Source organism: Sulfitobacter sp. SK025 (assembly GCF_003352105.1).
GTDB lineage: Bacteria > Pseudomonadota > Alphaproteobacteria > Rhodobacterales > Rhodobacteraceae > Sulfitobacter > Sulfitobacter pontiacus.
In genome coordinates, this window is sequence record NZ_CP025808.1 from 814,652 (window position 1) to 837,867 (window position 23,216).

Sequence of the window (23,216 nt, forward strand, 5' to 3'; positions counted from 1 at the left end):
TCTTCATGCAATGGCTGCGCCGGGGTGCATTGAAACCCAAGCGGTGCTGGGGCACAACAGTTCAAACCAAGCGGGATATGCGTGTGATCGAGTTTGAAAACGTGGCCTACAGCTATGGCGGGGGCGAGCTTTTGTCCGATATCTCGGTCAAGCTGGCGCCGGGATCGTTCCATTTTCTGACGGGTCCATCCGGCTCTGGCAAGACCACGTTGATGAAGCTCTGCTATGGCGCGCTGCTGCCCACGGCGGGGCATGTGTCGTTGTTTGGCAAGGACGTGCGTGCCATGGACCGCGATGACATCGCGATGATCCGGCGACGTGTGGGCGTGGTGCACCAGGATTGCCAATTCCTGAACCATTTGCCGGTTGCGGAAAACATCGGTTTGCCGCTGACCGTGTCGGGCCGCCATGCGGAAACCGGCGGCGATGACCTGCAAGAGCTGCTGTCGTGGGTCGGGCTGAGCAGCCGCGCCGATGCCCTGCCGCCAGAGCTGTCGGGCGGTGAGCGCCAGCGTGCGGCGCTGGCCCGTGCGGTGATCATGTCGCCAGATGTGGTGCTTGCGGATGAACCCACCGGCAACGTCGACTGGGAAATGTCGCAGCGCCTGCTTCGCCTGCTGGTAGAGCTGAACCGCATGGGCAAGACCGTGTTGATCGCGACCCACGATCTGGGGCTGATCCGTGCCACCAAGGCGCAGGTGCAGGCGCGTGTCTTGCGTATCGCCAACCGGCGCATCCAGTTGGCGGGGGCGGATCTATGAAGATGCTGCGCATTGCGCTGACCGCGCTGTGGAACGGCGACCGTCAGGCGGACCGTGTGGTGCCGCCGTCGGGGTTTACCGCCCAGTTGACCCTGTTTGCCGCGGGAACGATGGCGTTTCTGGCGGTCTTTGCGCTGGCGCTGTCGCTGGCGTCGGGACGGTTGGCGAATATCTGGGGGCAAGAGTTGGCACGCACCGCGACGATCCGTGTTGTGGCCCCCATCGACCAGCGCAGCGCTCAGACCGAGGCCGCCTTGCGCATCCTCGAGACGACCAAAGGGGTCGCCACAGCCCGCGCCCTCACGGATGAAGAGCAGCAATCTCTGCTGGCCCCATGGTTCGGTCCGGAACTGGCCATTGACGCCCTGCCGGTGCCCCGCCTGATCGAGATCATCGAAGAGGACGACGGCATGGATGCCGATGGCCTGCGCCTGCGCCTCGCGGCAGAGGTGCCAGGGGCGGTTCTGGACAATCACAGACGCTGGCGCGCGCCGCTGGTCAAGGCCGCGTCGCGGCTGAAGCTTCTGGGCTGGGTCTCCATGATCCTGATCATCGCGACGCTGGCCGCGATGGTGACACTTGCCGCCAATGCGGCGCTGTCGGCCAACGCTCAGGTCATTGCCGTTTTGCGTCTGGTGGGCGCGACCGACAGCTATATCGCGCAGGCCTTTATCCGGCGTTTCACCCTGCGCGCGCTGACCGGCGCTGCGGCGGGCACGGGGGTCGGGCTGCTGGCGATACTGCTGTTGCCAAGCACCGCTGACGCGGGGGGCTTTCTGACGGGCTTGGGCTTTCAGGGCTGGCACTGGGTTGTGCCGCTGGTGATCCCGTTTCTGTCCGGTGGTGTCGCCTTTGCGGCCACAGGGGCGGCCGCGCGCCGTACATTAAAGGAACTCGCATAATGTTGCAGTGGATACGATCCTTGACCTTCATCGTGCTGGCCACGGTCTATATGCCGCTTCTGGGGCTGTTTTACGCGCCTTGGGCGATGTTCTCGCGGCGGGGGGCCTATGCGGCGTGCAAGGCCTATGCGGCGGGGACCATGTGGATGGCGAAGGTCATCGTCGGGTTGCGGTGCGAGGTGCGGGGCGACGTGCCGGACGGGGCCGTGTTGGTCGCCGCCAAACACCAGTCCTTCCTTGATATCCTGATGATCTTTCACATTCTGCCGCGCGCGAAATTTATCATGAAACGCGAGATTTTGATGACGCCGGTGATCGGGCAATATGCCAAGCGCATGCAGATGGTCGCGGTGAACCGTGGCAAACGGGGCGCGGCGATTTCCAAGATGCTGGCCGATGTCAAAGCGGGCGAGGCCGAACCGGGTCAGCTTGTCATCTATTCGCAGGGCACACGCGTCGCGCCCGGCCTGTCTGTACCCTATAAGGCAGGCACTGCCGCACTTTACGAGCAGATGAACCAGCCCTGCGTCCCCGTCGCCACCAACGCGGGTTACTTCTGGCCACGGCGCGGGCTGTACCGGCGTCCGGGTGTGGCAGTGGTCGAGTTCCTGACCCCCATCGCGCCGGGGTTGGAGCGGGCCGCCTTCATGAAACGGCTTGAAGAAACGGTCGAGACACGGTCGGACGCGCTCTTGGCCGAGGCGGGGTTCAAAGCCCCTCAACCGAAATAGTCGCTGCCCATACCGATCGGCGCGCGCGACGGATAGAGCACGACGGTTAGAACACAAAAAAGGGTGGGCCAAGCGGTCCACCCTTTGTCGTTTCGATGCAGGCGGCTGCCTTACATGTGGATCGGGCCGTCGCCACAGGCCAGCGCGGCTTCGCGGACCGCTTCGGAGTAGGTCGGGTGCGCGTGGCAGGTCATCGCCAGATCCTCGGCAGAGGCACCGAATTCCATCGCAACGCAGACCTCGTGGATCAGATCGCCGGCACCGGGGCCGATGATATGCGCGCCGAGGATGCGGTCTGTTTCCTTGTCGGCGATCAGCTTGACGAAGCCTTCGCCCGCAAAGACGGCCTTGGCACGGGCGTTGCCCATAAAGCTGAATTTGCCGACCTTATAGGCGCGGCCTGCTTCTTTCAGTTGCTCTTCGGTGGCACCGACATTGGCAACCTCGGGGTGGGTGTAGATCACGCCGGGGATCACGCCATAGTTCACGTGGCCATGCTTGCCTGCCACGACCTCTGCCGCGGCCATGCCTTCATCTTCGGCCTTATGCGCCAGCATTGGGCCTTCGATAACGTCGCCGATGGCGTAGATGCCCTTGACCGAGGTTTCCCAGGTGTCGCTTACCGCGATCTGGCCGCGTTTGGTCAATTCGACCCCCAGACCTTCAAGGCCCAGACCGTCGTGGAACGGCTTGCGGCCTGTCGATACCAGTACAACGTCGGCGTCCAGCGTGTGTTCGCTGTCATCCTTGCGCAGCTTGTAGGTCACCTTGGCTTTGGTCTTGGAGGCTTCGGTGCCTTGTACGGCGGCGCCCATGACAAAGTTGACGCCCTGCTTTTTCAGGATACGCATGAAGTTCTTCTGGACTTCGCCATCCATGCCGGGGGTGATCGCGTCAAGGTATTCAACGACGGTCACTTCGGTCCCGAGACGCGCGTAGACGGACCCAAGCTCGAGCCCGATCACGCCTGCGCCGATCACGACCAGCTTTTTCGGGATCTTGTTCAGCGACAGCGCGCCGGTAGAGGTGACGACGACCTTTTCGTCAACCTCGACACCGGGAAGGGCGGAGGGTTCGGACCCTGTGGCGATGATGATGTTCTTGGCCTCGTGGACCTCGTCACCGACCTTGACCTTGCCGGCTTCGGGGATGGTGGCCCAGCCTTTGATCCAGTCGATCTTGTTCTTCTTGAACAGGAACTCGATCCCCTTGGTGTTGGTGTCGATCGTGTTCTGTTTGTAGGTCTGCATCTGCGCCCAATCGACCGAAGGGCTTTTGCCCTTGAGGCCCATATCGGCGAAGTTGTGTTCGGCTTCGTGCAGCATATGCGTGGCATGCAGCAGCGCCTTGGACGGGATACAGCCGACGTTCAGGCAGGTGCCGCCCAACGTCTCGCGGCCCTCGACACAGGCGGTTTTGAGGCCCAGTTGGGCGCAGCGGATGGCGGATACATAGCCGCCGGGGCCGGAGCCGATGATGATGACATCGTAGCTGGACATGGAAGGTCTCCTTGGTGGTCGGGAATTGGGGTAGAGTAGAAAGTGTGGCGTTCAGGCATGCAGGGGCGGGGCGTGTTGCGGTGAAGGCTAGGGGGCGCTGCCCCCGTGCGCAAGCGCACGCCCCCGGGATCTATGCCATTTGGAAGATCAAAACAGCGCGGCCAGCAGCATCAGCACCGTCGCACCAAGGCCCACGGCCCAGATCAGCGAGCGTCCGGGACGCAGGCCAAGCGCATAGGCGGGCACATAGGCGACGCGGGCCGCGAGGAAGATCCATGCGAGAATGGCGGTGTAGGTCGTGTTCTGACCGGACATTTGCAGCACCACGACGGCGACGGCGAAAAGCGCCAGCGCTTCGAACATATTGTTGAAGGCGCGGCCCAGACGGGCGGTCCTGTCAGAGAGCGATTTCGACGGCTCTCGGTCGCGCGCGGACATGGTGTAGCCGGGGCCGACCTCGCGGTTGGCAGGGATCGCATAGGCGACAAAGGTCACGACCTGGAGCAGCGCCGCGAGGGTCAGAACGGTGAGTTCGGGTGTCATCTTGGCGGTCCGCTATAGCGCGAGGAAATAGAGAATGGCGGTGGCGGCAAAGCCCGCCAGCCATGCGAGAGTCCGGATCGCGGGCACGCCAAGCGCATAGACCGGCAGATAGATGATCCGCGCGATGAGGAAGACCTGCGCGGCCAGCAGGGACGTGGCATTGGTGCGGTCCAGCATTTCGAGGATCAGCACCGCCGGGGCAAAGAGCGCCATTGCCACGATGGAGTTGTCCAATGCGCGTTTCAGCCGGGCCGTCATGCCGGTCATCGACCGGTCTTCGTCGCGCGACGAGAGCAGATAGCCCAGGCTGAGTTGTTGTGCACCGCCCAGAACCTGAAGCAAGATTGTCAGCATAACGAGCAGGCCATAGGCGGCGAGGATCGTGGTCTCTGTCATCATTTGTCCTTTCCGGGCGGTGGGTGTGGTGGGTTACAGGTCCATCAACAGACGGCGTGGGTCTTCGAGCGCTTCTTTCACGCGGACGAGGAAGGTCACGGCCCCTTTGCCGTCCACGATGCGGTGGTCATAGCTGAGCGCCAGATACATCATCGGACGGATCACGACCTGACCATTGATCGCCATGGGGCGGTCCTGGATCTTGTGCATCCCGAGGATACCCGATTGTGGCGGGTTCAGGATCGGCGAGGACATCAGCGAGCCATAGACACCACCGTTAGAGATAGTGAAAGTGCCGCCCTGCATTTCCGCCATGGAGAGTTTGCCGTCGCGGGCCTTGGCCCCCAGTTCACCGATTTCCTTTTCGATGTCGGCAAAGGACATCGCTTGCGCGTCCTTGACCACGGGCACGACCAGACCGGTGGGGGTGCCGGCCGCGATGCCCATGTTGACGTAGTTCTTGTAGACCACATCGGTGCCGTCGATTTCGGCATTCACTTCGGGCACTTCGTTCAGGGCGTGGATACAGGCCTTGGTGAAGAAGGACATGAAGCCGAGTTTAACGCCGTGCTTTTTCAGGAACAGGTCTTTGTATTCGTTCCGCAGGGCCATGATCTCTGTCATGTCGACCTCGTTATAGGTCGTCAGCATGGCGGCGGTGTTCTGGCTGTCTTTCAGACGTTTCGCGATGGTCTGGCGCAGACGGGTCATCTTGACGCGTTCCTCGCGGGCGGCGTCCTGGGGGGCCGATGGGGCGCGTGGCGCGGCGGCGGCAGGTTTTGCCGCGTTCTTGCCAGCGGCAACGGCCTTGGCCACGTCTTCCTTCATTACACGTCCGTCGCGGCCTGTGCCGGTGACCTGATCGCGGCTGATGCCGGCTTCGGCCATGGCTTTCTTGGCGGAAGGCGCGTCTTCGACATCGCCCGAGGGCGCGTTGCCGGGGGCAGGGACCTGACCGCCCGCTTTGGGTTCAGCGGTATCATCGGCGGGTTTGCTTGCGCTGCCGCCTTCGCCCTGGCTGATCACGGCGAGCTTGCCGTTGGCCTCGACCGTGCTGCTTTCTTCGGCGATGATCTGGGTCAGCGTGCCCGATGTCGGCGCGGGCACTTCGACGCTGACCTTGTCGGTTTCCAACTCGCACAGCATTTCATCGGCTTCGACGTGGTCACCGACGTTCTTGAACCACGTGCTGACGGTCGCCTCGGACACGGATTCGCCCAAGGTGGGGACCATGACGTCGACATCATCCGCAGCGTCGCGGGGTTTCACGTCTTCGGCACCGACATCGACCGCCTTGGGGGCTTCGGATTTCGCCGGGGCCGCATCGCCTTCGGAGATATTGGCCAGCAGCGCGTCAACGCCGACGGTTTCGCCTTCGTCGGCGACGATATCGGCCAGAGTGCCCGCCACGGGGGAGGGCACTTCGACGGTGACCTTATCGGTTTCCAACTCGCAGAGCATTTCGTCGACTGCGACGCTATCGCCGGGCTTTTTGAACCATGTTGCCACGGTCGCTTCGGTTACGGATTCACCCAAGGTAGGGACGCGTACTTCGCTAGTCATGGTTATTTTCCTTCGATGGTCAGCGCTTCGTCAACGAGGGCTGCTTGTTGTGCTTTGTGTTGGGAGGCAAGGCCGGTCGCAGGCGAGGCCGAGGTGGCGCGACCGACATAGGTCGGACGGGTGTGGGTGGCGTCGATACGGCCCAGAACCCATTCGATATTGGGTTCGATGAAGGACCATGCCCCTTGGTTCTTGGGCTCTTCCTGACACCATACCATTTCCGCATTCTTAAAGCGTTCCAGCTCTTTCACAGCGGATTGCGCGGGGAACGGGTAGAATTGTTCGAAACGCAGCAGGTAGATGTCGTCGATGCCACGGGCGTCGCGTTCTTCCAGCAGGTCGTAATAGACCTTGCCCGAACACATGACGACGCGCTTGATCTTGTCGTCCGCCGCCAATGTGGTGTCCGAGTTGCCCTGTTCAGCATCGTCCCACAGGACGCGGTGGAAGGAAGAGCCGGTGGTGAATTCCTCGGCCTTGCTGACGGCCAGCTTGTGGCGCAGCAGGGACTTCGGCGTCATCAGCATCAGCGGCTTGCGGTAGCTGCGGTGCAGCTGGCGGCGCAGCAGGTGGAAGTAGTTCGCGGGTGTGGTGCAGTTCGCCACGATCCAGTTGTCGCCACCGCACATGGTCAGGAAGCGTTCCAGACGCGCGGAGGAGTGTTCGGGCCCTTGCCCTTCATAGCCATGGGGCATCAGGCAGACGAGGCCGGACATGCGCAGCCATTTGCTTTCGCCCGAGGAAATGAACTGGTCGAACATGATCTGCGCGCCGTTGGCAAAGTCGCCGAACTGCGCTTCCCACAGGGTCAGCGCGTTGGGTTCCGCCAGCGAGTAGCCGTATTCAAAGCCCAGAACCGCGTATTCCGACAGCATGGAGTCGATGACTTCGTATTCTGCCTGACCTTCGCGGATGTGGTTCAGCGGGTAGTAGCGGTCTTCGTTTTCCTGGTTGATCAGGGCCGAATGACGCTGCGAGAAGGTGCCGCGGGCGGAGTCCTGACCGGACAGACGGACCTTGTAGCCTTCGGTCAGAAGCGAGCCAAAGGCCAGCGCCTCGGCTGTGGCCCAGTCGAAGCCTTTGCCGGATTTGAACATCTCTGCCTTGGCGTCCAGCAGACGCGCCACGGTTTTATGCAGCGGAAAGCCGTCGGGTGCGGCGGTCAGCGCCTTGCCAACATCCGCCATGGTTTCGGCGGCGATGGCTGTCTTGCCACGCTGGTATTTCTTTTCCTTGGCCTTATCGAGGTGCGACCACTTGCCATCCAGCCAATCGGCCTTGTTGGGGCGGTATTCTTTGCCGGCCTCGAATTCGGTGTTCATCTTTTCCTGGAAGGCGGCTTTCATATCCTCGATCTCGCCCTCGGGGATCAGGCCGTCTTTCACCAGCCGTTCGGTATAGAGCGTCAGCGTGGTCTTTTGCTTTTTGATCTTCTTGTACATCACCGGGTTGGTGAACATCGGCTCGTCGCCTTCGTTGTGACCAAAGCGGCGGTAGCAGATCAGATCGATGACCACGTCTTTCTTGAACTTCTGACGGAATTCCGTCGCCACGCGGGCCGCGTGCACGACCGCTTCGGGGTCGTCGCCGTTGACGTGGAAGATCGGAGCCTCGACGACCAGCGCGTTATCGGTCGGATAGGGGCTGGAGCGGCTGAAGTGCGGCGCTGTGGTGAAACCGATCTGGTTGTTCACCACGATATGCATGGTCCCGCCGGTACGGTGCCCGCGCAGGCCCGAGAGGGCGAAACATTCGGCCACGACGCCCTGACCGGCAAAGGCCGCATCCCCGTGCAGCAGGATCGGCATCACGGATGTGCGTTCCTTGTCGTTCAGCTGGTCCTGCTTGGCGCGGACCTTGCCCAGAACAACGGGGTTCACCGCTTCAAGGTGGGACGGGTTGGCGGTCAGGGACAGGTGGACGGTGTTGCCGTCGAATTCGCGGTCGGAGGACGCGCCGAGGTGGTATTTCACATCGCCGGAGCCGTCGACATCATCGGGTTTAAAGCTGCCGCCCTGAAACTCGTTGAAGATCGCGCGGTAGGGTTTCTGCATGACATTTGCCAGCACCGACAGACGGCCACGGTGCGGCATGCCGATCACGATGTCCTGAATGCCCAGCTGACCGCCGCGTTTGATGATCTGTTCCATCGCGGGGATCAGGCTTTCGCCCCCATCAAGGCCGAACCGCTTGGTGCCCATGTATTTGACGTGCAGGAATTTCTCGAAGCCTTCGGCCTCTACCAGCTTGTTCAGGATGGCTTTGCGGCCATTGCGGGTGAACTGGATTTCCTTGCCGTAGCCCTCGATCCGCTCTTTCAGCCACGCGGCCTGTTCGGGATCAGAGATGTGCATATATTGCAGCGCGAAGGTGCCGCAGTAGGTGCTTTTGACGATATCGACGATCTGTTTCATCGTCGCGATCTCAAGGCCAAGCACATTGTCGATAAAGATCGGGCGATCCATGTCCTTGGGCCCGAACCCATAGGCGGCCGGGTCCAGTTCGGGTTGGGTGTCGCTGTCGCGCATGCCAAGCGGGTCAAGATCGGCGGCAAGGTGGCCACGGATACGGTAGGCGCGGATCAGCATCAACGCGCGGATACTGTCGAGCACGGCACGTTGTACCTGCGCGTCAGACAGTTCGATCCCCTTGGAGGAGGCTTTTTCGGTAATCTTCTGACCGGCGGCTTTCGCTTCGGTCGGGACGGGCCACTGGCCGGTCAATGCCGAGGTCAGATCGTCCTGCGGGACGGGGGGCCAATCGCTGCGCGCCCAGGACGGGCCTGCGGCCTCTGCCTGAACATCGGCGTGGTCATCGTCCATCGCTTCGAAGAACGCCTGCCATGCGCCATCAACCGCATTGGGATCGCTGGCATAGCGGGCATACATTGCCTCTAGGTATTCGCCGTTCTGCCCCTCGAGAAAGGAGGTATCGTGGAACTGGTCGTTTTTGGGTTGGTCTGTCATGGCGATACCTCTGATGAGAGCGCGACGTTTAAGTAAGAGCGGCGGGGCCTGAAAAGTCAGGCCCCACCATCTGGCGTTAGCCTTTGTTGATAGCTTCCTGAACAGCTTCACCCAGCGTTGCGGGGCTATCCGCAACAACGATGCCTGCTTCTTTCATAGCTGCGATCTTGGATTCCGCGTCACCTTTGCCGCCTGCGACGATCGCACCGGCGTGGCCCATACGACGGCCGGGAGGGGCTGTGCGGCCCGCGATGAAACCGGCTGTGGGCTTCCAACGGCCTTTTTTCTTCTCGTCGGCCAGGAATTGTGCCGCTTCTTCTTCGGCAGAACCGCCGATTTCACCAATCATGATGATCGACTGTGTTTCTGGATCGGCCAGGAACATCTCGAGGATATCGATATGCTCGGACCCTTTGATGGGGTCGCCGCCGATACCAACCGCAGAGGATTGGCCGAGGCCAAGATCGGATGTCTGTTTCACAGCTTCGTACGTAAGCGTGCCCGAGCGCGAGACAACCCCGCAGGTGCCGCGCTTGTGGATGTGGCCGGGCATGATGCCGATTTTGCAGGCGTCAGGCGTGATCACGCCGGGGCAGTTTGGCCCGATCAGGCGGGATTTGGACCCTTCGAGCGCGCGCTTGACGCGCATCATGTCCAGAACCGGGATGCCTTCGGTGATGCAGATGATCAGCTCCATCTCGGCGTCGATCGCCTCGAGGATGGAATCCGCGGCGAAGGGGGGCGGCACGTAGATGACCGTGGCGTTGGCTTCGGTGACGTGACGGGCTTCGTGGACAGAGTTGAACACGGGCAGGTCAAGATGCGTCTGGCCGCCTTTGCCGGGAGTTACACCGCCGACCATTTTGGTGCCATAGGCGATGGCCTGTTCGGTGTGGAACGTGCCCTGCGAGCCGGTGAGGCCCTGGCAGATCACTTTGGTGTTTTCGTTTACGAGTACGGCCATGTTATGTGCTTTCTTCTCAAGTTCAATTCAGGTGGCGCCGGTCTCAGGGCGCGGTGGAAGGTGCGGCCGCCGCAAGGCGCGGCAGTCGGTATGTCAGATAGATTGCAACAGCGAACATCAGCGGTGCCGCGCCTTTGGCGACCCCACGGATGAAGCCCCATGTCTCGCGGCGCAACGGGATCAAACCGGTTGCGATGATCGCCAGCAGGATGCACAGGCCATAGCCAACGACCGACAGTGTCTCGAACGGGCCGCCTTCGGCCAGCAGGGAATCCTGCATCGGCATGGGCAGCTGTGCGACGACAGCCATCATTGCGAAGACCAGAACGGTCATCCCGAAGACGATAGCCTTGCCACCGGTGACGGTGTTTTGCGCGGACGCGGTCATTGGCTTGCCTCGTTCAGCGGGATCAGGCGTTCGACGCGGGCAAAGGTTTCAACCCCCTGCGCCCCGTCGCGTACCCCCGATTGTACCACAGCCATGCGGTTGGGGTTCAGCATGACGGCGGCGCGATAGGTGGCCCCCGTCGTGATGGGGAACCCTGCGGGGACATCTACCAGATCGGTCAGGTTTTCCTGTGCCAATCCGGTGGCGATCCCCTGTTGCGCAACCTGCGGTGCCGCCCCGTCAAAGGACACTTCGCAGCGGCGGTCCGTGCCCGCCGTTGCTGCCGCGCCCGTCACCGGAGACTGTGGTGCCGAGGTAAAGGGACGCAGATCATAGAAATCGACCCGTGCCCCTGTGCTGCCAAGCTGTGCCTGCGCTGTCCGTGCGGTCAGACGCGGGCTGAAACAATGGTCTGCAAAGGCCTGGGCGATGTCGGCTCCGCGCGTTGTCTGTGCCATAGCGTTACTGGCCGCCCCGAAAGGGACAGCCAGCGCGGCAATGGAAAAACAAAAGGCGAGACGATGCATCATCCAAGCTTTCCAGCCAGTTTTAGCCTTTGACCGCTTTCACGATCTTTTGCGCGCCATCTTTCAGGTCGTCCGCTGCGATCACGTCCAGGCCGGAGTTGTTGATGATGGCTTTGCCTTCTTCAACATTTGTGCCTTCCAGACGGACGACCAGCGGAACCTGCAGGCCGACTTCCTTCACGGCTGCAACCACGCCTTCGGCGATGACGTCACAGCGCATAATGCCGCCGAATATGTTGACCAGAATACCTTTGACCTGCGGGTCGGAGGTGATGATCTTGAACGCTTCGGTCACTTTCTCCTTGGTGGCACCACCACCAACATCAAGGAAGTTCGCAGGCTCGGCACCGTAAAGCTTGATGATGTCCATTGTGGCCATCGCCAGACCGGCACCGTTCACCATGCAGCCGATTTCACCGTCCAGAGCGATGTAGTTCAGGTCGTACTTGGACGCCTCGAGCTCTTTGGGGTCTTCTTCGGTGGTGTCGCGCAGATCGGCAATATCGCCGTGGCGGTACATCGCGTTGCCGTCAAAGCTGACTTTGGCGTCCAGCACTTTCAGGTCGCCGCCGTCGGTGACGATCAGCGGGTTGATTTCCAGCATTTCCATGTCTTTTTCGACGAAGGCTTTGAACAGCTGGCCCATCAGGGTCACACATTGTTTGACCTGCTTGCCTTCCAGCCCCAGGGCGAAAGCAACGCGGCGGCCGTGGTAGGGCTGGAAGCCCGCGGCGGGGTCTACAGAGAAGCTGATGATTTTCTCGGGTGTGGACTCGGCCACTTCTTCGATGTCCATGCCGCCCTCGGTGGAGCAGACGAACCCGATGCGCGAGGTCTGGCGATCCACCAGCAGCGCGAGGTACAATTCGGTTTCGATGCCCGAACCGTCTTCGATGTAGATGCGGTTGACCTGTTTGCCCGCGGGGCCGGTCTGGTGCGTGACCAAGGTGCGGCCCAGCATTTTCTTGGCTTCTTCGGCGGCTTCTTCAACCGATTTGGTCAGGCGTACACCGCCTTTGTCGCCAGCGTCGGCTTCTTTGAAAGAACCCTTGCCGCGGCCACCTGCGTGGATCTGTGCCTTGACGACCCAAAGAGGTCCGTCCATCTCGCCTGCGGCTGTTTTCGCTTCTTCAGCTTTCAGCACGACCCGGCCGTCGGATACTGGCGCGCCGTAGCTACGCAAAAGGGCTTTTGCCTGATATTCGTGGATGTTCATAAAAAACGGTCCCGTCTTTGTTCCAGTCTAATCGCGGTATACGATTGAGTCTTGATACTCGGTAAACAGTTTTTCGGAGAAATACAGGGTTTTCCAGATAAAAGCGACATTTGTGATCACACGAATTTCGCGTGTGATCACAAAATAGCGCTAACGGTGGAAAATCTGCGGAATGTTGCCGACGCAGCGGCTGCCGCGCTCGGAAACCCCACGTTTTAAGGGCCGAACGCGACATATAGTTGTTTGTTTTGCGACCGGTCGGCCGTCGTCAAGGGGGCGTCTTACTTGGGAATCAGTGCCCAGTAATCGAGGTCGAGCAGGACATCGGGCAGGTATTTACCGTCTTCGCCCTTCAGCTTGAACGGCTCTCCGCCTTTGGTCGCGACCAAGCGCAAGCGCAATGCGCCGACGCCGGGTTTGTCGGTATCGGCTTTGTCCAGAACCTCGGTCCAGGCGCGGATTGTGTCGCCGGACAGGCAGGGGTTCGCATGCGCCCCGCCGTTTAGCCCCACGATCATCTGCGCATTGGCCAGTCCGTTGAACGACAGCGCCCGCGCCATAGAGATCACGTGACCGCCATAGATCAGCCGCGACCCATCGGGACGGGCAGAGGTGTCAAAGTGCACTTTCGCCGTGTTCTGCCACAGGCGGGTGGCCATCATATGCTCCGCCTCTTCGACGGTGACGCCATCCACGTGGTCGATCATCTCACCCACGGTATAATCGCCCCAGCGATGCGCCTCGCCCGCGAGGGTAAAGTCGTAATTGCTGAAGTCGAGCGTTTCGGGAATCGTCAGATCGTCAACCGTCAGCGCCTTGGGCAGATCGGGCACGACAGTTTCGGGGGCAGGGGCGTCGACATCGCGTTTGCGCACCATCACCCAGCGGACATACTCCAGAACTTTCGTGTCGTTCTGGTTAAAGCCGGTGGTGCGTACATAGACGACTCCGGTTTTCCCGTTCGAGTTCTGCTTGAGCCCGATCACCTCGGATTCAGATCGCAGGGTATCGCCAGGCCAGACCGGTGCCAGCCAGCGCCCCTGCGCATAGCCAAGATTGGCGACCGCGTTCAGCGATACATCCGGCACGGTTTTCCCGAACACGATGTGAAAGGTAATCATATCGTCCAGCGGGCTGGCAGGCAGGCCGCAGCTTTGCGCGAATTGATCGGAGGAATAGAGCGCATGACGTGCGGGATACAGCGCGTGGTACAGCGCGCGTTCACCATCCTTGACCGTGCGGGGCACAGCATGATGCAACGTCTCGCCTATTTTATAGTCCTCGAAGAAACGGCCCTTGTTGGTCTTTGCCTGTGCCATCAATGCGCCCCCAGTTTGGTGTCGGGCGTATAGGTGCCTTCGACCTCCTTGGTCACGGCCTGACCGCAGCGCATGACATTTGCCTTGGCATCCCATGTCTGCGTGGGCGTGCCGTAAAGCTCCCACCCCTTGTTCAGCGCGTCGGTGACCTTGTGGCAAAAGGCGGAAGTGTCCTCTTCGGACAGGAAACGATAGAGTTTCATGGGGGTTCTTTCAGTAACTCAGGAAAAGGGAGAGACGCCAAGCAGGGTATGGATCGCGGTTACAACGACCAGCATCACCAGCGTGATCACCGCAAGGCGGATATAGGTGGCCTTGCCCGCGGGGGCAGGGGGTGTCCAGTTGGGTTCCGCGCGGTTGATCAGGATCACGGAACCGACCGCCCATGCCAGCATGGATCCAAACAGCAGGATAGAGGCGAGATCCCCGTTCACCAGCAAATGCGCGACCGCCCAGATTTTGACGGCCATCAGCTGCGGGTGGCGGGTTTTATAGGCGGGCCAGGCCTTGGCCCCTTTGGCCGCGCTGGACCCGTAGACCCAGAATGCCAGCACCATCAGCAGGTTGTTCAGATGCGTCAGGAAGGGCGGGGGCGTCCAGACGGGGATAAACTCGGCCCCGCGGTATCCGATAATGATCATGACCAGCGCCGCCACGATGGCGACGGCGATGATGCCTTTGCCCCGTCGGCCCATAGCCGCGCGCTGGTCCGGCATGAAGCGACGGAAATAATGGGCACCGACCCATAAGATCAGACCAAGGATCAAAAGTGCCATCATCAGGTTTACTCCGTTTGCAGGGCCGCGATCGCGTCCAGCTTTGCCAATGTTTCGCGTGCGGTGGCGACATGCAGGTTTTCAACGATGCGCCCGTCCACAACGGCCACACCCTGACCTGTCGCCTGCATTTCGTCAAACGCCTCGATCTGGCGGCGCGCCAGATCGGCTTCGGCCTCGGAGGGGGAGAATGCCTCGTTCGCGACGTCCAGCTGCGCGGGGTGGATCAAGGTCTTGCCGTCAAAGCCCATGTCGCGGCCCTGATCACATTCAACGCGGTGGCCTTCGTCGTCCTTGAACGCATTGTAAACGCCGTCGACAATCGCGATGCCGTTGGCCTTGGCTGCCAGCACGCATAGGCCAAGCCCGGTCATCAGGGGCAGGCGGTCGGCGCGCACGCGGGTTTGCAGGTCTTTATTCAGGTCGTTGGTGCCCATCACCATACATTGCAGCTTGGAATGCGCGCCAATCGCGGCGGCATTCAGCATCGCACCCGGGGTTTCCATCATCGCCCAAAGCGGGATGTCGCCCGTGATCTCGGCCAGTGCATCCAGATCGGCGGGGCTGCCGACTTTGGGCAGCAAAATGGCGTCGCAGTCCATCTTCGCCGCGGCGCGGGCATCGTCGGCACCCCATTCGGTGTCCAGCCCGTTGATGCGGATCACCTTATACCGGCTGCCATAGCCGCCGTCTTTCAGCGCCTTGGCGAGTGTTTCACGTGCAGCGGTTTTCTCTTCCGGGATCACAGCGTCTTCGAGGTCAAAGATAATCGCATCGGCCGGCAGCCCGCGGGCTTTGTCTAACGCGCGGTCCTTGGAGCCGGGGATATACAGAACGGAACGCAGGGGGCGGGTGATTTTCGACATTTGCGACTCTCCAAGAAATAATGTTGCGTGCAGGTCTGCATTTTTAGACGAAAACTTCAAGCGCAAACGCGCCGCAGCGCAGCGTCAGATAATTTGCGGCTTTAACGCGGCCTTCAGGTTTTGCTGCCAGAAGGAAAGGCGTCTTGGTGCGTGTGTAAGTGTAAGAGGTGTAGAATGGTAAAACTGTTTAACCTGATCGGGCTGGCAACTGCCGCGGCGGCGGCGGTGGCGCTGACGCAGGATGTCGCTGCGGGAACGCGAACCGCAGGTTGTGACGGATGCCACAAGATTTCCGCGAAAATTTCGCACCCGCCGCAGGATCAACAAACTAAGGAGGTGGGCCCCATTTGATATGTCATAGATTATAAAAGCGGCGAAAAAAGATGCGGATCGCCGGAACGCAATCGCCACATCATCGTTGATATCACAACCGAGTGATTATCACCCGGAACTTCTAAAGGAGTATCAACAATGAAACGTATTCTTGGCACAACCGCAATCATCCTGAGCTTGACTGGTCCCGCATTTGCAGATGCACATGCAGCTGGTTTTGGTACCGTGACAGCGCAAGAAACTGACTTCTTCGCGTCCGACCTGATCGGCATGCGTATCTACAATTCCGAGACAGAAGTTGAAGCGAACTCCACCATCGCCGCTGACGGCGAAAAGGAGTGGGACGACATCGGCGAAATCAACGACGTCCTGCTGGATTCCGAAGGCAACGTTAAGGCCGTTATCCTTGGCATTGGCGGCTTCCTCGGCATGGGTGAGCGCGATGTAAGCGTGAACATGGACGAGATTCGCATCGTGACCGAAGAAGGTGACAGCGACGACCGTTTCCTCGTGGTGAACACAAGCAAAGAGATGCTTGAAAAAGCCCCAGCGTTCGAACGTATGGACGACGAAGCTGACATGGAAGCCGAAGCAGACATGGACGCCAACGCCGACATGAAGGCCGACACAGACATGGCAGCGACCGACATGAACGCCGAAGCCGAGGTCGACACAGAGACCGAAATGGAAGCGGATGCCGAAGCACTGGCAAACGAAGCTGAAATGGAAGCCAAAGAAGCAGCCGCTGAAACTGAGCAGGCGGTTGATAAAGCGACCACCGAAATGGCCGACGGGGCAAACGAACTTGAACAAGACATGGAACGCCCCATGCTGACAGCCCCAGCGGTTGAGCGTGAAGGCTATACCAACGCCACAGTCGAGGACCGGAACGCGCTGACCGCAGAAGACCTTGAAGGGTCCTATGTTTACGGTGCCAACGATGAGACCGTCGGTGAAATCGGTGCCCTCGTTATGGGTGACAACGGCGAAGTTGGCCAAGTTGTGATCAACGTCGGTGGTTTCTTGGGCATTGGCGAAAAGCCCGTTGCTGTCACCTGGGACGAACTGCAGATCATGAAGAACGCTGAAGGCGACGACTTCCGCATCTACATCGACAGCAGCAAAGAAGCGCTGAAAGCACAGCCCGAATACCAAGGCTAAGCTTAACGCTAAGTCAAATCCGGCAATACTTGCTGAAAAGCTGACCAAGACGGGATCGTTTCGAAAGGAACGGTCCCGTTTTTTATGGCTCTGCGCGATGTGACGTGATGCCAGACCAAGCGCAACTTGCACGGTGCGCTTCATTTCGGTATCCCGAAGCGAAATGTAACCCTGTCGGAGTATACCACATGGCCAGACCCAAGATCGCGCTTATCGGCGCAGGGCAAATCGGGGGCACGCTTGCCCATCTCGCAGCAATCAAGGAACTGGGCGACGTTGTCCTGTTCGACATCGCCGAAGGTATCCCGCAGGGTAAGGCCCTCGATATCGCAGAATCGGGCCCATCCGCCAAATTCGACGCGACCATGACCGGCGCGAACGACTACTCTGAAATCGCTGGCGCAGACGTTTGCATCGTGACCGCCGGTGTTGCGCGTAAGCCCGGCATGAGCCGTGATGACCTGCTGGGAATCAACCTGAAGGTCATGAAATCGGTTGGCGAAGGCATTGCTGCCCACGCGCCAGACGCATTCGTTATCTGCATCACCAACCCGCTGGACGCGATGGTTTGGGCGCTGCGCGAATTCTCCGGTCTGCCCCACCACAAGGTTTGCGGCATGGCCGGTGTGCTTGATTCGGCACGCTTCCGTCACTTCCTCGCGACTGAATTTAACGTCTCCATGAAAGACGTCACTGCCTTCGTTCTGGGCGGCCACGGCGATACAATGGTGCCCCTGACGCGATATTCCACCGTTGCGGGTATCCCATTGCCTGATCTGGTGAAAATGGGCTGGACCACACAGGAAAAGCTGGACGCGATCGTTCAGCGGACCCGTGATGGCGGTGCCGAAATCGTTGGCCTGCTGAAAACCGGTTCGGCGTTCTACGCGCCTGCGACATCGGCAATCGAAATGGCCGAAGCCTATCTGAAAGACCAAAAACGCGTTCTGCCATGCGCCGCCTATGTTGACGGTGCCTATGGTCTGGACGGCTTCTACGTCGGCGTGCCTACTGTGATCGGTGCTGGTGGCGTCGAACGTGTGGTCGAGATTGCGATGAACAAGGACGAACAGTCCATGTTCGACAACTCTGTGAACGCCGTTAAAGGCTTGGTCGATGCGTGCAAAGGCATCGATGAATCGCTGAAGTAATACCCCAAGGTGCAGCGGGCGGACGTGGTCGAGATCACGATAAACCCCGCCCGCTGCGCCTGCACTTTGCTATTGGACGATCCCGCGGGATGATGCCAAGGCCGCTCTCTCCCCCCGCTCAGATCAGTTTCCGCAGGTAGCCAAATCTGCCGCGTCGCAATTTGAGGACATGCGCATCATGCGGCGCGCAAACGGGCGCTTGGGGCTGAGTTTTCGCCCAAACGGTCGCCGAAAAGCCCGATGAATTTGGTTGGCTTTAGTGCTTGTGATCACAGCTGGAAAATTAGTGATCACAAACTTCCGAAATGTCCGGCGCTAACCGAAGGGTTTGGGCAACTGCGCCAATAAACCGCTTCAAATTCACGCCTCTGGACGTGACAGTCCCAAAAATACCGTTATCTATGACCGCAACCTGACGAGAAAAGGAATCCATCATGGCAGATGTGAACCGGGGCAATCGCCCGCTGTCACCCCACCTGACGATCTATCGCCCGCAACTGACCTCCATGACGTCGATCCTGACGCGCATCACCGGCAACGCGATGCTGGTTGCCGCCCTGCTGATCGTCTGGTGGTTCCTCGCGGCGGCAACGTCGGCGGAGTATTTTGATATCGCGAACGGTTTCATCACCAGCTGGTTCGGTGATCTGGTCATGTTCCTGTCGCTGCTGGGGCTGTGGTATCACACGCTCGCCGGTATCCGGCACCTGATCTGGGACAACGGCTATGCGCTGGATATCCCAACGGCTGAAAAGCTGGGCTGGGCCGCGCTGATCGGTTCCGTCATTTTGACCATCATCACCGCGCTGATCATCTGAGGGATAGACACATGGCTTATTTGACAGACCGCAAACGCGCTATGGGCTTGGGCTCGGCTAAATCGGGCACCGCACATTTCTGGGCGATGAAAGTCAGCTCTGTTGCGCTGCTGATCCTGATCCCGCTTTTCGTCTTTACCTTCGGGTCCGCCCTTGGGGGCACCTACGAAGAGATCATCGCCTACTACAGCAGGCCTTTCCCCGCGATCGTCGCCGCCCTGACGCTGATCGTTGGCTTCAAACATTTTAACGACGGTGTCCAAGTGCTGATCGAGGATTACGTCCACGGGCTGTCGCAGAAAGTTGCGATCATCCTGATGACCTGCCTCAGCTATGGTGCGGCCGCGGTTGGCGTTTTCGCCATCGCCCGCATCGCGCTTTAACACACGCCTACGCTATACCGGAGACCGAGACATGGCTGCATATGAATATGAAACGCATGAATATGATGTCGTTGTCGTGGGGGCTGGCGGCGCTGGCCTGCGTGCGACACTTGGCATGGCAGAGCAAGGGCTGAAAACAGCCTGCGTGACCAAAGTTTTCCCGACCCGTTCGCACACGGTTGCGGCGCAGGGCGGTATCGCGGCGTCGCTGTCCAACATGGGCCCCGATAACTGGCAGTGGCATATGTATGACACGGTCAAGGGCTCTGACTGGCTGGGTGATACAGACGCGATGGAATATCTCGCACGCGAAGCCCCCAAAGCGGTCTACGAGCTTGAACACTACGGTGTGCCTTTCTCGCGGACCGAAGCGGGCAAGATCTACCAGCGTCCCTTCGGCGGCCACACCACCGAATTCGGCGAAGGCCCCCCCGTGCAGCGGACCTGTGCCGCCGCCGACCGGACCGGCCACGCGATCCTGCACACGCTTTATGGTCAGTCACTGAAGCATAACGCTGAATTCTACATCGAGTATTTCGCCATTGATCTGATCATGTCGGATGATGGCGTCTGCCAAGGCGTGCTGTGCTGGAAGCTGGACGACGGTACCATGCATCTGTTCAGCGCCAAGATGGTTGTTCTGGCGACAGGTGGCTATGGCCGTGCCTATTTCTCGGCGACATCGGCGCATACCTGCACCGGCGACGGCGGCGGTATGGCGGCGCGTGCGGGCCTGCCCCTGCAGGATATGGAATTCGTGCAATTCCACCCCACCGGCATCTATGGCGCGGGCTGTCTGATCACCGAAGGCGCGCGTGGCGAAGGCGGGTATCTGACCAACTCCGAAGGCGAACGCTTTATGGAGCGGTATGCCCCCACCTACAAAGACCTTGCCAGCCGTGACGTTGTTTCGCGCTGTATGACGATGGAAATCCGCGAAGGCCGCGGCGTGGGCGAGAACAAGGACCACATCCACCTGCACCTGAACCACCTGCCCAAGGAAACGCTTGATCTGCGTCTGCCCGGGATCTCTGAATCCGCGCGCATCTTTGCCGGTGTGGACCTGACCAAGGAACCGATCCCGGTTCTGCCGACCGTACACTACAACATGGGCGGCATCCCCACCAACTATTGGGGCGAAGTACTGGCACCGACCGAAGACGCGCCGGACCGCGTGGCACCGGGCCTGATGGCCGTTGGCGAAGCGGGCTGTGCCTCGGTACACGGGGCGAACCGCTTGGGTTCGAACTCTCTCATCGATCTTGTGGTCTTTGGCCGTGCCGCCGCGATCCGCGCGAAAGAGGTCGTCGACGCAGAGGCCCCCGTGCCAACGCCGAACCAGAAATCGGTCGATGCCGCCTTTGAACGCTTCGACAGCCTGCGCTATGCCAAGGGCCAGATCCCGACCGCCGAGCTGCGCCTTGAGATGCAGAAAACCATGCAGGCCGATGCTGCGGTTTTCCGTACCGACAAGACGCTGAACGAAGGCAAGGTCAAGATGGACGAGGTCGCCGGCAAGATCGCTGATCTGCACGTGACCGACACATCGCTGGTCTGGAACTCTGACCTGATGGAAACGCTTGAGCTGACCAACCTGATGCCGAACGCCGTGGCCACCATCACCGCCGCTGCTGCCCGCAAGGAAAGCCGCGGGGCGCATGCCCACGAAGACTACCCTGATCGCGACGACGAGAACTGGCGCAAGCACAGCCTCGCGTATTTCGACGGGAACGCGGCAACGCTCAGCTACCGTGGTGTGCACCTTGATCCGCTGACCGAGGAATCCGAAGGCGGGATCGACATGAAAAAGATCGCACCCAAAGCACGGGTGTATTGATCTGAAACCCTGCCTCCGCTTTTGGGGGCAGGGGACCAAACCGGGGGCCGTGCCCTCGTCCTGCAGGCGGAGGGCAGGCGACATGAAACAGTTTATCGCTATGACCATGATTTTGGCCGCGTCCGCTTGTGCGCAAGCAACGCAGCAGGTTGACAGCATCGCCCGCGAAGGCACCAAGGGGGTCATCACCGAAACCCTTGCCACGCGCTTTCCGCAGGTGCCCAAGCAGCTGATCACGCCCTTCACCGATTGTATCGTCGACAATGCCGATGCGGCTCAGGTGCGCGTTTTCGCCAAATCCGCCGTGATCGGCGTGGATGACACCACCGTCGCCACCGTGCGCGCCGTACTGTCACGCCCCGAAACCGTGCAATGCCTGTCGCGTTCCGCTGGCAGCGTCCCGGGGTTGCTGGGCTAATGGGGCACCCGAACGTCACGCCGGATACGCAGGGCAAGGATGCAGGCCATATGGCCGATCTGCGCGCGCAATTCCGTGACGGCGACACCAGCGAACGCACCCGCATCAAGGCGCAGCTTGGCCCCACAGAGGTGGAGTTCGCTGACATCCGCATGGTGGTGGACCCGCGCGATAACTATACCGAAACCTGCCTTTGGCTGAACGAATATCCGCCCGAGATCAAATCGCTGGTGGCTTTGGTCGAACTGGTGGAAGACCGCAACATGCTGGTCTTTGACATCGGTGCCAACTGCGGGGCCTATTCGATCCCGCTGGCGATGGCCGCGGGCGACGGGTCGCGCGTTGTGGCATTTGAACCTAACCCGCTGATGATTGGCCGGCTTGGCATGAACATCGCGTTGAACAATCTGACCGACCGCGTGCGTATCGAAGGCTGCGCGCTGTCCGACCGCGAGGGCGAGGCGATGCTGAACTTCCGCGGGCACAACTACGGTCAGGCATCGCTGCTCCCGATCGAGGGCAAGCAACAAAACGGCGGCGTGCTGGTGCCCACACGGCCCCTGTCCGCCTTTACACACGCCGCACGGCACCATGACGGCACGATCCTCAAGATCGATGTCGAAGGGGCCGAGGAGGTCGTGCTGAACCCCATCCTCACGCAGGGCAAAACCGGCGGCTGGCTGCCGGATGCGATCTTGATAGAGGTCCGCCATGCGGATCAGTGGGACGGCGATCTTTGTGCAGAGATACTGGCCGCCGGGTACCGCCGAACCCTGCGCGCCGAGGGAAATGCGCTTTACATCCGAAAGACGTAAGCGCCAGAATTGTAACGAACTGGGCAACTGCCCGACAGACCAGGAGAAGCGATATGGTTCAACTCACGCTCCCCAAGAACTCCCGGATGACGACCGGTAAAACATGGCCCAAACCCGAAGGTGCCAAGAACCTGCGGCAGTTTCAGGTCTATCGCTGGAATCCGGATGACGGCAAGAACCCGGCCATCGACACGTATTTCGTCGATATGGACACCTGCGGCCCGATGATTCTGGACGCGCTGATCAAGATCAAGAACGAGATCGACCCGACCCTGACCTTCCGCCGCTCCTGCCGCGAAGGCATCTGCGGATCCTGCGCGATGAACATCGACGGGATCAACACGCTGGCCTGTACCTATGGCGTGGACGAGGTGAAAGGCGCGGTGAAGATCTATCCGCTGCCACACATGCCCGTGGTCAAGGATCTGATCCCCGACCTCACGCATTTCTACGCGCAGCACGCCTCCATCCAGCCGTGGCTTGAAACCAAGACGGCAGAGCCCGCGAAAGAATGGAAACAGTCGATCGACGACCGTGCCAAGCTTGACGGGCTTTATGAGTGCATCATGTGCGCCTGCTGCTCGACATCCTGCCCCAGCTACTGGTGGAATGGCGACCGCTACCTCGGGCCAGCCGCGCTGCTGCATGCCTACCGCTGGATCATCGACAGCCGCGATGAAGCCACAGGCGAACGTCTGGACGATCTGGAAGATCCGTTCAAACTGTACCGCTGCCACACCATCATGAACTGCGCCAAGACCTGCCCCAAGGGCCTGAACCCTGCCGCAGCCATCGCCAATATCAAGAAGATGATGGTCGAGCGCACCGTTTGATCCCATCGCAACCTGCGCCTCCCGCTGCCCTATGGCGCGGGGGGCGTGAC

Annotated in this window: 25 protein-coding genes; 12 read left to right on the forward strand and 13 right to left on the reverse strand. The window is 60.4% G+C overall.

The features are described from left to right. Positions 1-83: 83 nt before the first annotated feature. Genes C1J04_RS03860 through C1J04_RS03870 form a run of 3 tightly spaced genes read left to right on the forward strand, consistent with a single transcriptional unit; the run spans position 84 to position 2,394 of the window. Positions 84-761 carry a cell division ATP-binding protein FtsE gene (locus C1J04_RS03860; RefSeq protein ID WP_037954577.1) on the forward strand — a complete coding sequence of 226 codons (678 nt, stop codon included), beginning with the start codon at positions 84-86 and terminating at the stop codon, positions 759-761. Beyond that, positions 758-1,663, forward strand: a complete 906-nt coding sequence (locus C1J04_RS03865) for a cell division protein FtsX (protein ID WP_009826033.1) — start codon at positions 758-760, stop codon at positions 1,661-1,663. The genes C1J04_RS03860 and C1J04_RS03865 overlap by 4 nt, the downstream gene beginning before the upstream one ends. Continuing rightward, positions 1,663-2,394, forward strand: coding sequence for a lysophospholipid acyltransferase family protein (locus C1J04_RS03870; protein WP_009826034.1), 732 nt, complete (start codon positions 1,663-1,665; stop codon positions 2,392-2,394). Before C1J04_RS03865 ends, C1J04_RS03870 begins: the two co-directional genes overlap by 1 nt. Before the next feature lie 110 nt (positions 2,395-2,504). On the opposite strand, the gene lpdA is transcribed toward C1J04_RS03870, so the two are convergent. From lpdA to C1J04_RS03935, 13 genes are all read right to left on the reverse strand, one after another. Next, positions 2,505-3,893 carry a dihydrolipoyl dehydrogenase gene (lpdA, locus tag C1J04_RS03875; RefSeq protein WP_009826035.1) on the reverse strand — a complete coding sequence of 463 codons (1,389 nt, stop codon included), beginning with the start codon at positions 3,891-3,893 and terminating at the stop codon, positions 2,505-2,507. Between the two features lie 147 nt (positions 3,894-4,040). Further along, on the reverse strand, positions 4,041-4,436 hold the full coding sequence (locus C1J04_RS03880) for an MAPEG family protein (RefSeq protein WP_005851499.1): 396 nt from the start codon (positions 4,434-4,436) through the stop codon (positions 4,041-4,043). Positions 4,437-4,448: 12 nt separating this feature from the next. Further along, positions 4,449-4,835 carry an MAPEG family protein gene (locus C1J04_RS03885; RefSeq protein WP_005851501.1) on the reverse strand — a complete coding sequence of 129 codons (387 nt, stop codon included), beginning with the start codon at positions 4,833-4,835 and terminating at the stop codon, positions 4,449-4,451. A gap of 30 nt (positions 4,836-4,865) precedes the next feature. Beyond that, positions 4,866-6,395: a 2-oxoglutarate dehydrogenase complex dihydrolipoyllysine-residue succinyltransferase gene (gene odhB, locus C1J04_RS03890; RefSeq protein ID WP_114865247.1), complete on the reverse strand. Its 1,530-nt coding sequence runs from the start codon at positions 6,393-6,395 to the stop codon at positions 4,866-4,868. 2 nt (positions 6,396-6,397) lie between these two features. Further along, positions 6,398-9,361, reverse strand: coding sequence for a 2-oxoglutarate dehydrogenase E1 component (locus tag C1J04_RS03895; protein ID WP_009826037.1), 2,964 nt, complete (start codon positions 9,359-9,361; stop codon positions 6,398-6,400). Between the two features lie 76 nt (positions 9,362-9,437). Next, positions 9,438-10,325, reverse strand: a complete 888-nt coding sequence (sucD, locus tag C1J04_RS03900; protein ID WP_009826038.1) for a succinate--CoA ligase subunit alpha — start codon at positions 10,323-10,325, stop codon at positions 9,438-9,440. Between the two features lie 43 nt (positions 10,326-10,368). Continuing rightward, positions 10,369-10,713, reverse strand: a complete 345-nt coding sequence (locus C1J04_RS03905) for a hypothetical protein (protein ID WP_009826039.1) — start codon at positions 10,711-10,713, stop codon at positions 10,369-10,371. Beyond that, positions 10,710-11,171 carry a hypothetical protein gene (locus C1J04_RS03910; protein WP_009826040.1) on the reverse strand — a complete coding sequence of 154 codons (462 nt, stop codon included), beginning with the start codon at positions 11,169-11,171 and terminating at the stop codon, positions 10,710-10,712. The genes C1J04_RS03905 and C1J04_RS03910 overlap by 4 nt, the downstream gene beginning before the upstream one ends. Before the next feature lie 91 nt (positions 11,172-11,262). Next, positions 11,263-12,456 (reverse strand): ADP-forming succinate--CoA ligase subunit beta, encoded by a 1,194-nt coding sequence (sucC, locus tag C1J04_RS03915; protein ID WP_009826041.1) that lies wholly within the window; start codon positions 12,454-12,456, stop codon positions 11,263-11,265. A 281-nt stretch (positions 12,457-12,737) separates the two neighbouring features. Continuing rightward, a complete protein-coding gene (locus C1J04_RS03920) occupies positions 12,738-13,775 on the reverse strand; it encodes a MaoC family dehydratase (protein WP_009826043.1) in 1,038 nt (345 codons plus the stop codon). Continuing rightward, a complete protein-coding gene (locus C1J04_RS03925; RefSeq protein WP_009826044.1) occupies positions 13,775-13,978 on the reverse strand; it encodes a DUF1737 domain-containing protein in 204 nt (67 codons plus the stop codon). Before C1J04_RS03925 ends, C1J04_RS03920 begins: the two co-directional genes overlap by 1 nt. An 18-nt stretch (positions 13,979-13,996) precedes the next feature. Beyond that, the gene (locus tag C1J04_RS03930) at positions 13,997-14,554 is read right to left on the reverse strand and encodes an NnrU family protein (RefSeq protein WP_009826045.1); all 558 of its coding nucleotides are present in this window, start codon (positions 14,552-14,554) and stop codon (positions 13,997-13,999) included. Positions 14,555-14,559: 5 nt separating this feature from the next. Continuing rightward, positions 14,560-15,417 carry an HpcH/HpaI aldolase/citrate lyase family protein gene (locus C1J04_RS03935; protein ID WP_009826046.1) on the reverse strand — a complete coding sequence of 286 codons (858 nt, stop codon included), beginning with the start codon at positions 15,415-15,417 and terminating at the stop codon, positions 14,560-14,562. A gap of 174 nt (positions 15,418-15,591) precedes the next feature. On the opposite strand from C1J04_RS03935, the gene C1J04_RS19420 reads away from it, so the two are divergent. The 9 genes from C1J04_RS19420 (at position 15,592) to C1J04_RS03975 (ending at position 23,166) form a co-directional block, all read left to right on the forward strand. After that, positions 15,592-15,768, forward strand: coding sequence for a hypothetical protein (locus C1J04_RS19420; protein WP_009826047.1), 177 nt, complete (start codon positions 15,592-15,594; stop codon positions 15,766-15,768). Between the two features lie 120 nt (positions 15,769-15,888). Next, positions 15,889-16,911: a PRC-barrel domain-containing protein gene (locus C1J04_RS03940; RefSeq protein WP_009826048.1), complete on the forward strand. Its 1,023-nt coding sequence runs from the start codon at positions 15,889-15,891 to the stop codon at positions 16,909-16,911. Positions 16,912-17,099: 188 nt separating this feature from the next. After that, entirely contained in the window at positions 17,100-18,062 is a 963-nt protein-coding gene (gene mdh, locus C1J04_RS03945) for a malate dehydrogenase (protein WP_009826049.1), read from the forward strand. Between the two features lie 434 nt (positions 18,063-18,496). Beyond that, positions 18,497-18,880, forward strand: coding sequence for a succinate dehydrogenase, cytochrome b556 subunit (gene sdhC / locus C1J04_RS03950; RefSeq protein WP_009826050.1), 384 nt, complete (start codon positions 18,497-18,499; stop codon positions 18,878-18,880). A gap of 11 nt (positions 18,881-18,891) precedes the next feature. After that, positions 18,892-19,263, forward strand: coding sequence for a succinate dehydrogenase, hydrophobic membrane anchor protein (sdhD, locus tag C1J04_RS03955; RefSeq protein WP_009826051.1), 372 nt, complete (start codon positions 18,892-18,894; stop codon positions 19,261-19,263). Between the two features lie 31 nt (positions 19,264-19,294). After that, positions 19,295-21,100 carry a succinate dehydrogenase flavoprotein subunit gene (gene sdhA, locus C1J04_RS03960; RefSeq protein ID WP_005851527.1) on the forward strand — a complete coding sequence of 602 codons (1,806 nt, stop codon included), beginning with the start codon at positions 19,295-19,297 and terminating at the stop codon, positions 21,098-21,100. Positions 21,101-21,200: 100 nt separating this feature from the next. Then, on the forward strand, positions 21,201-21,518 hold the full coding sequence (locus C1J04_RS03965) for a hypothetical protein (protein WP_235208538.1): 318 nt from the start codon (positions 21,201-21,203) through the stop codon (positions 21,516-21,518). Next, a complete protein-coding gene (locus C1J04_RS03970) occupies positions 21,518-22,333 on the forward strand; it encodes an FkbM family methyltransferase (RefSeq protein WP_009826052.1) in 816 nt (271 codons plus the stop codon). Before C1J04_RS03965 ends, C1J04_RS03970 begins: the two co-directional genes overlap by 1 nt. Before the next feature lie 53 nt (positions 22,334-22,386). Beyond that, positions 22,387-23,166: a succinate dehydrogenase iron-sulfur subunit gene (locus C1J04_RS03975; RefSeq protein WP_005851531.1), complete on the forward strand. Its 780-nt coding sequence runs from the start codon at positions 22,387-22,389 to the stop codon at positions 23,164-23,166. The last annotated feature ends 50 nt before the right edge of the window (positions 23,167-23,216 follow it).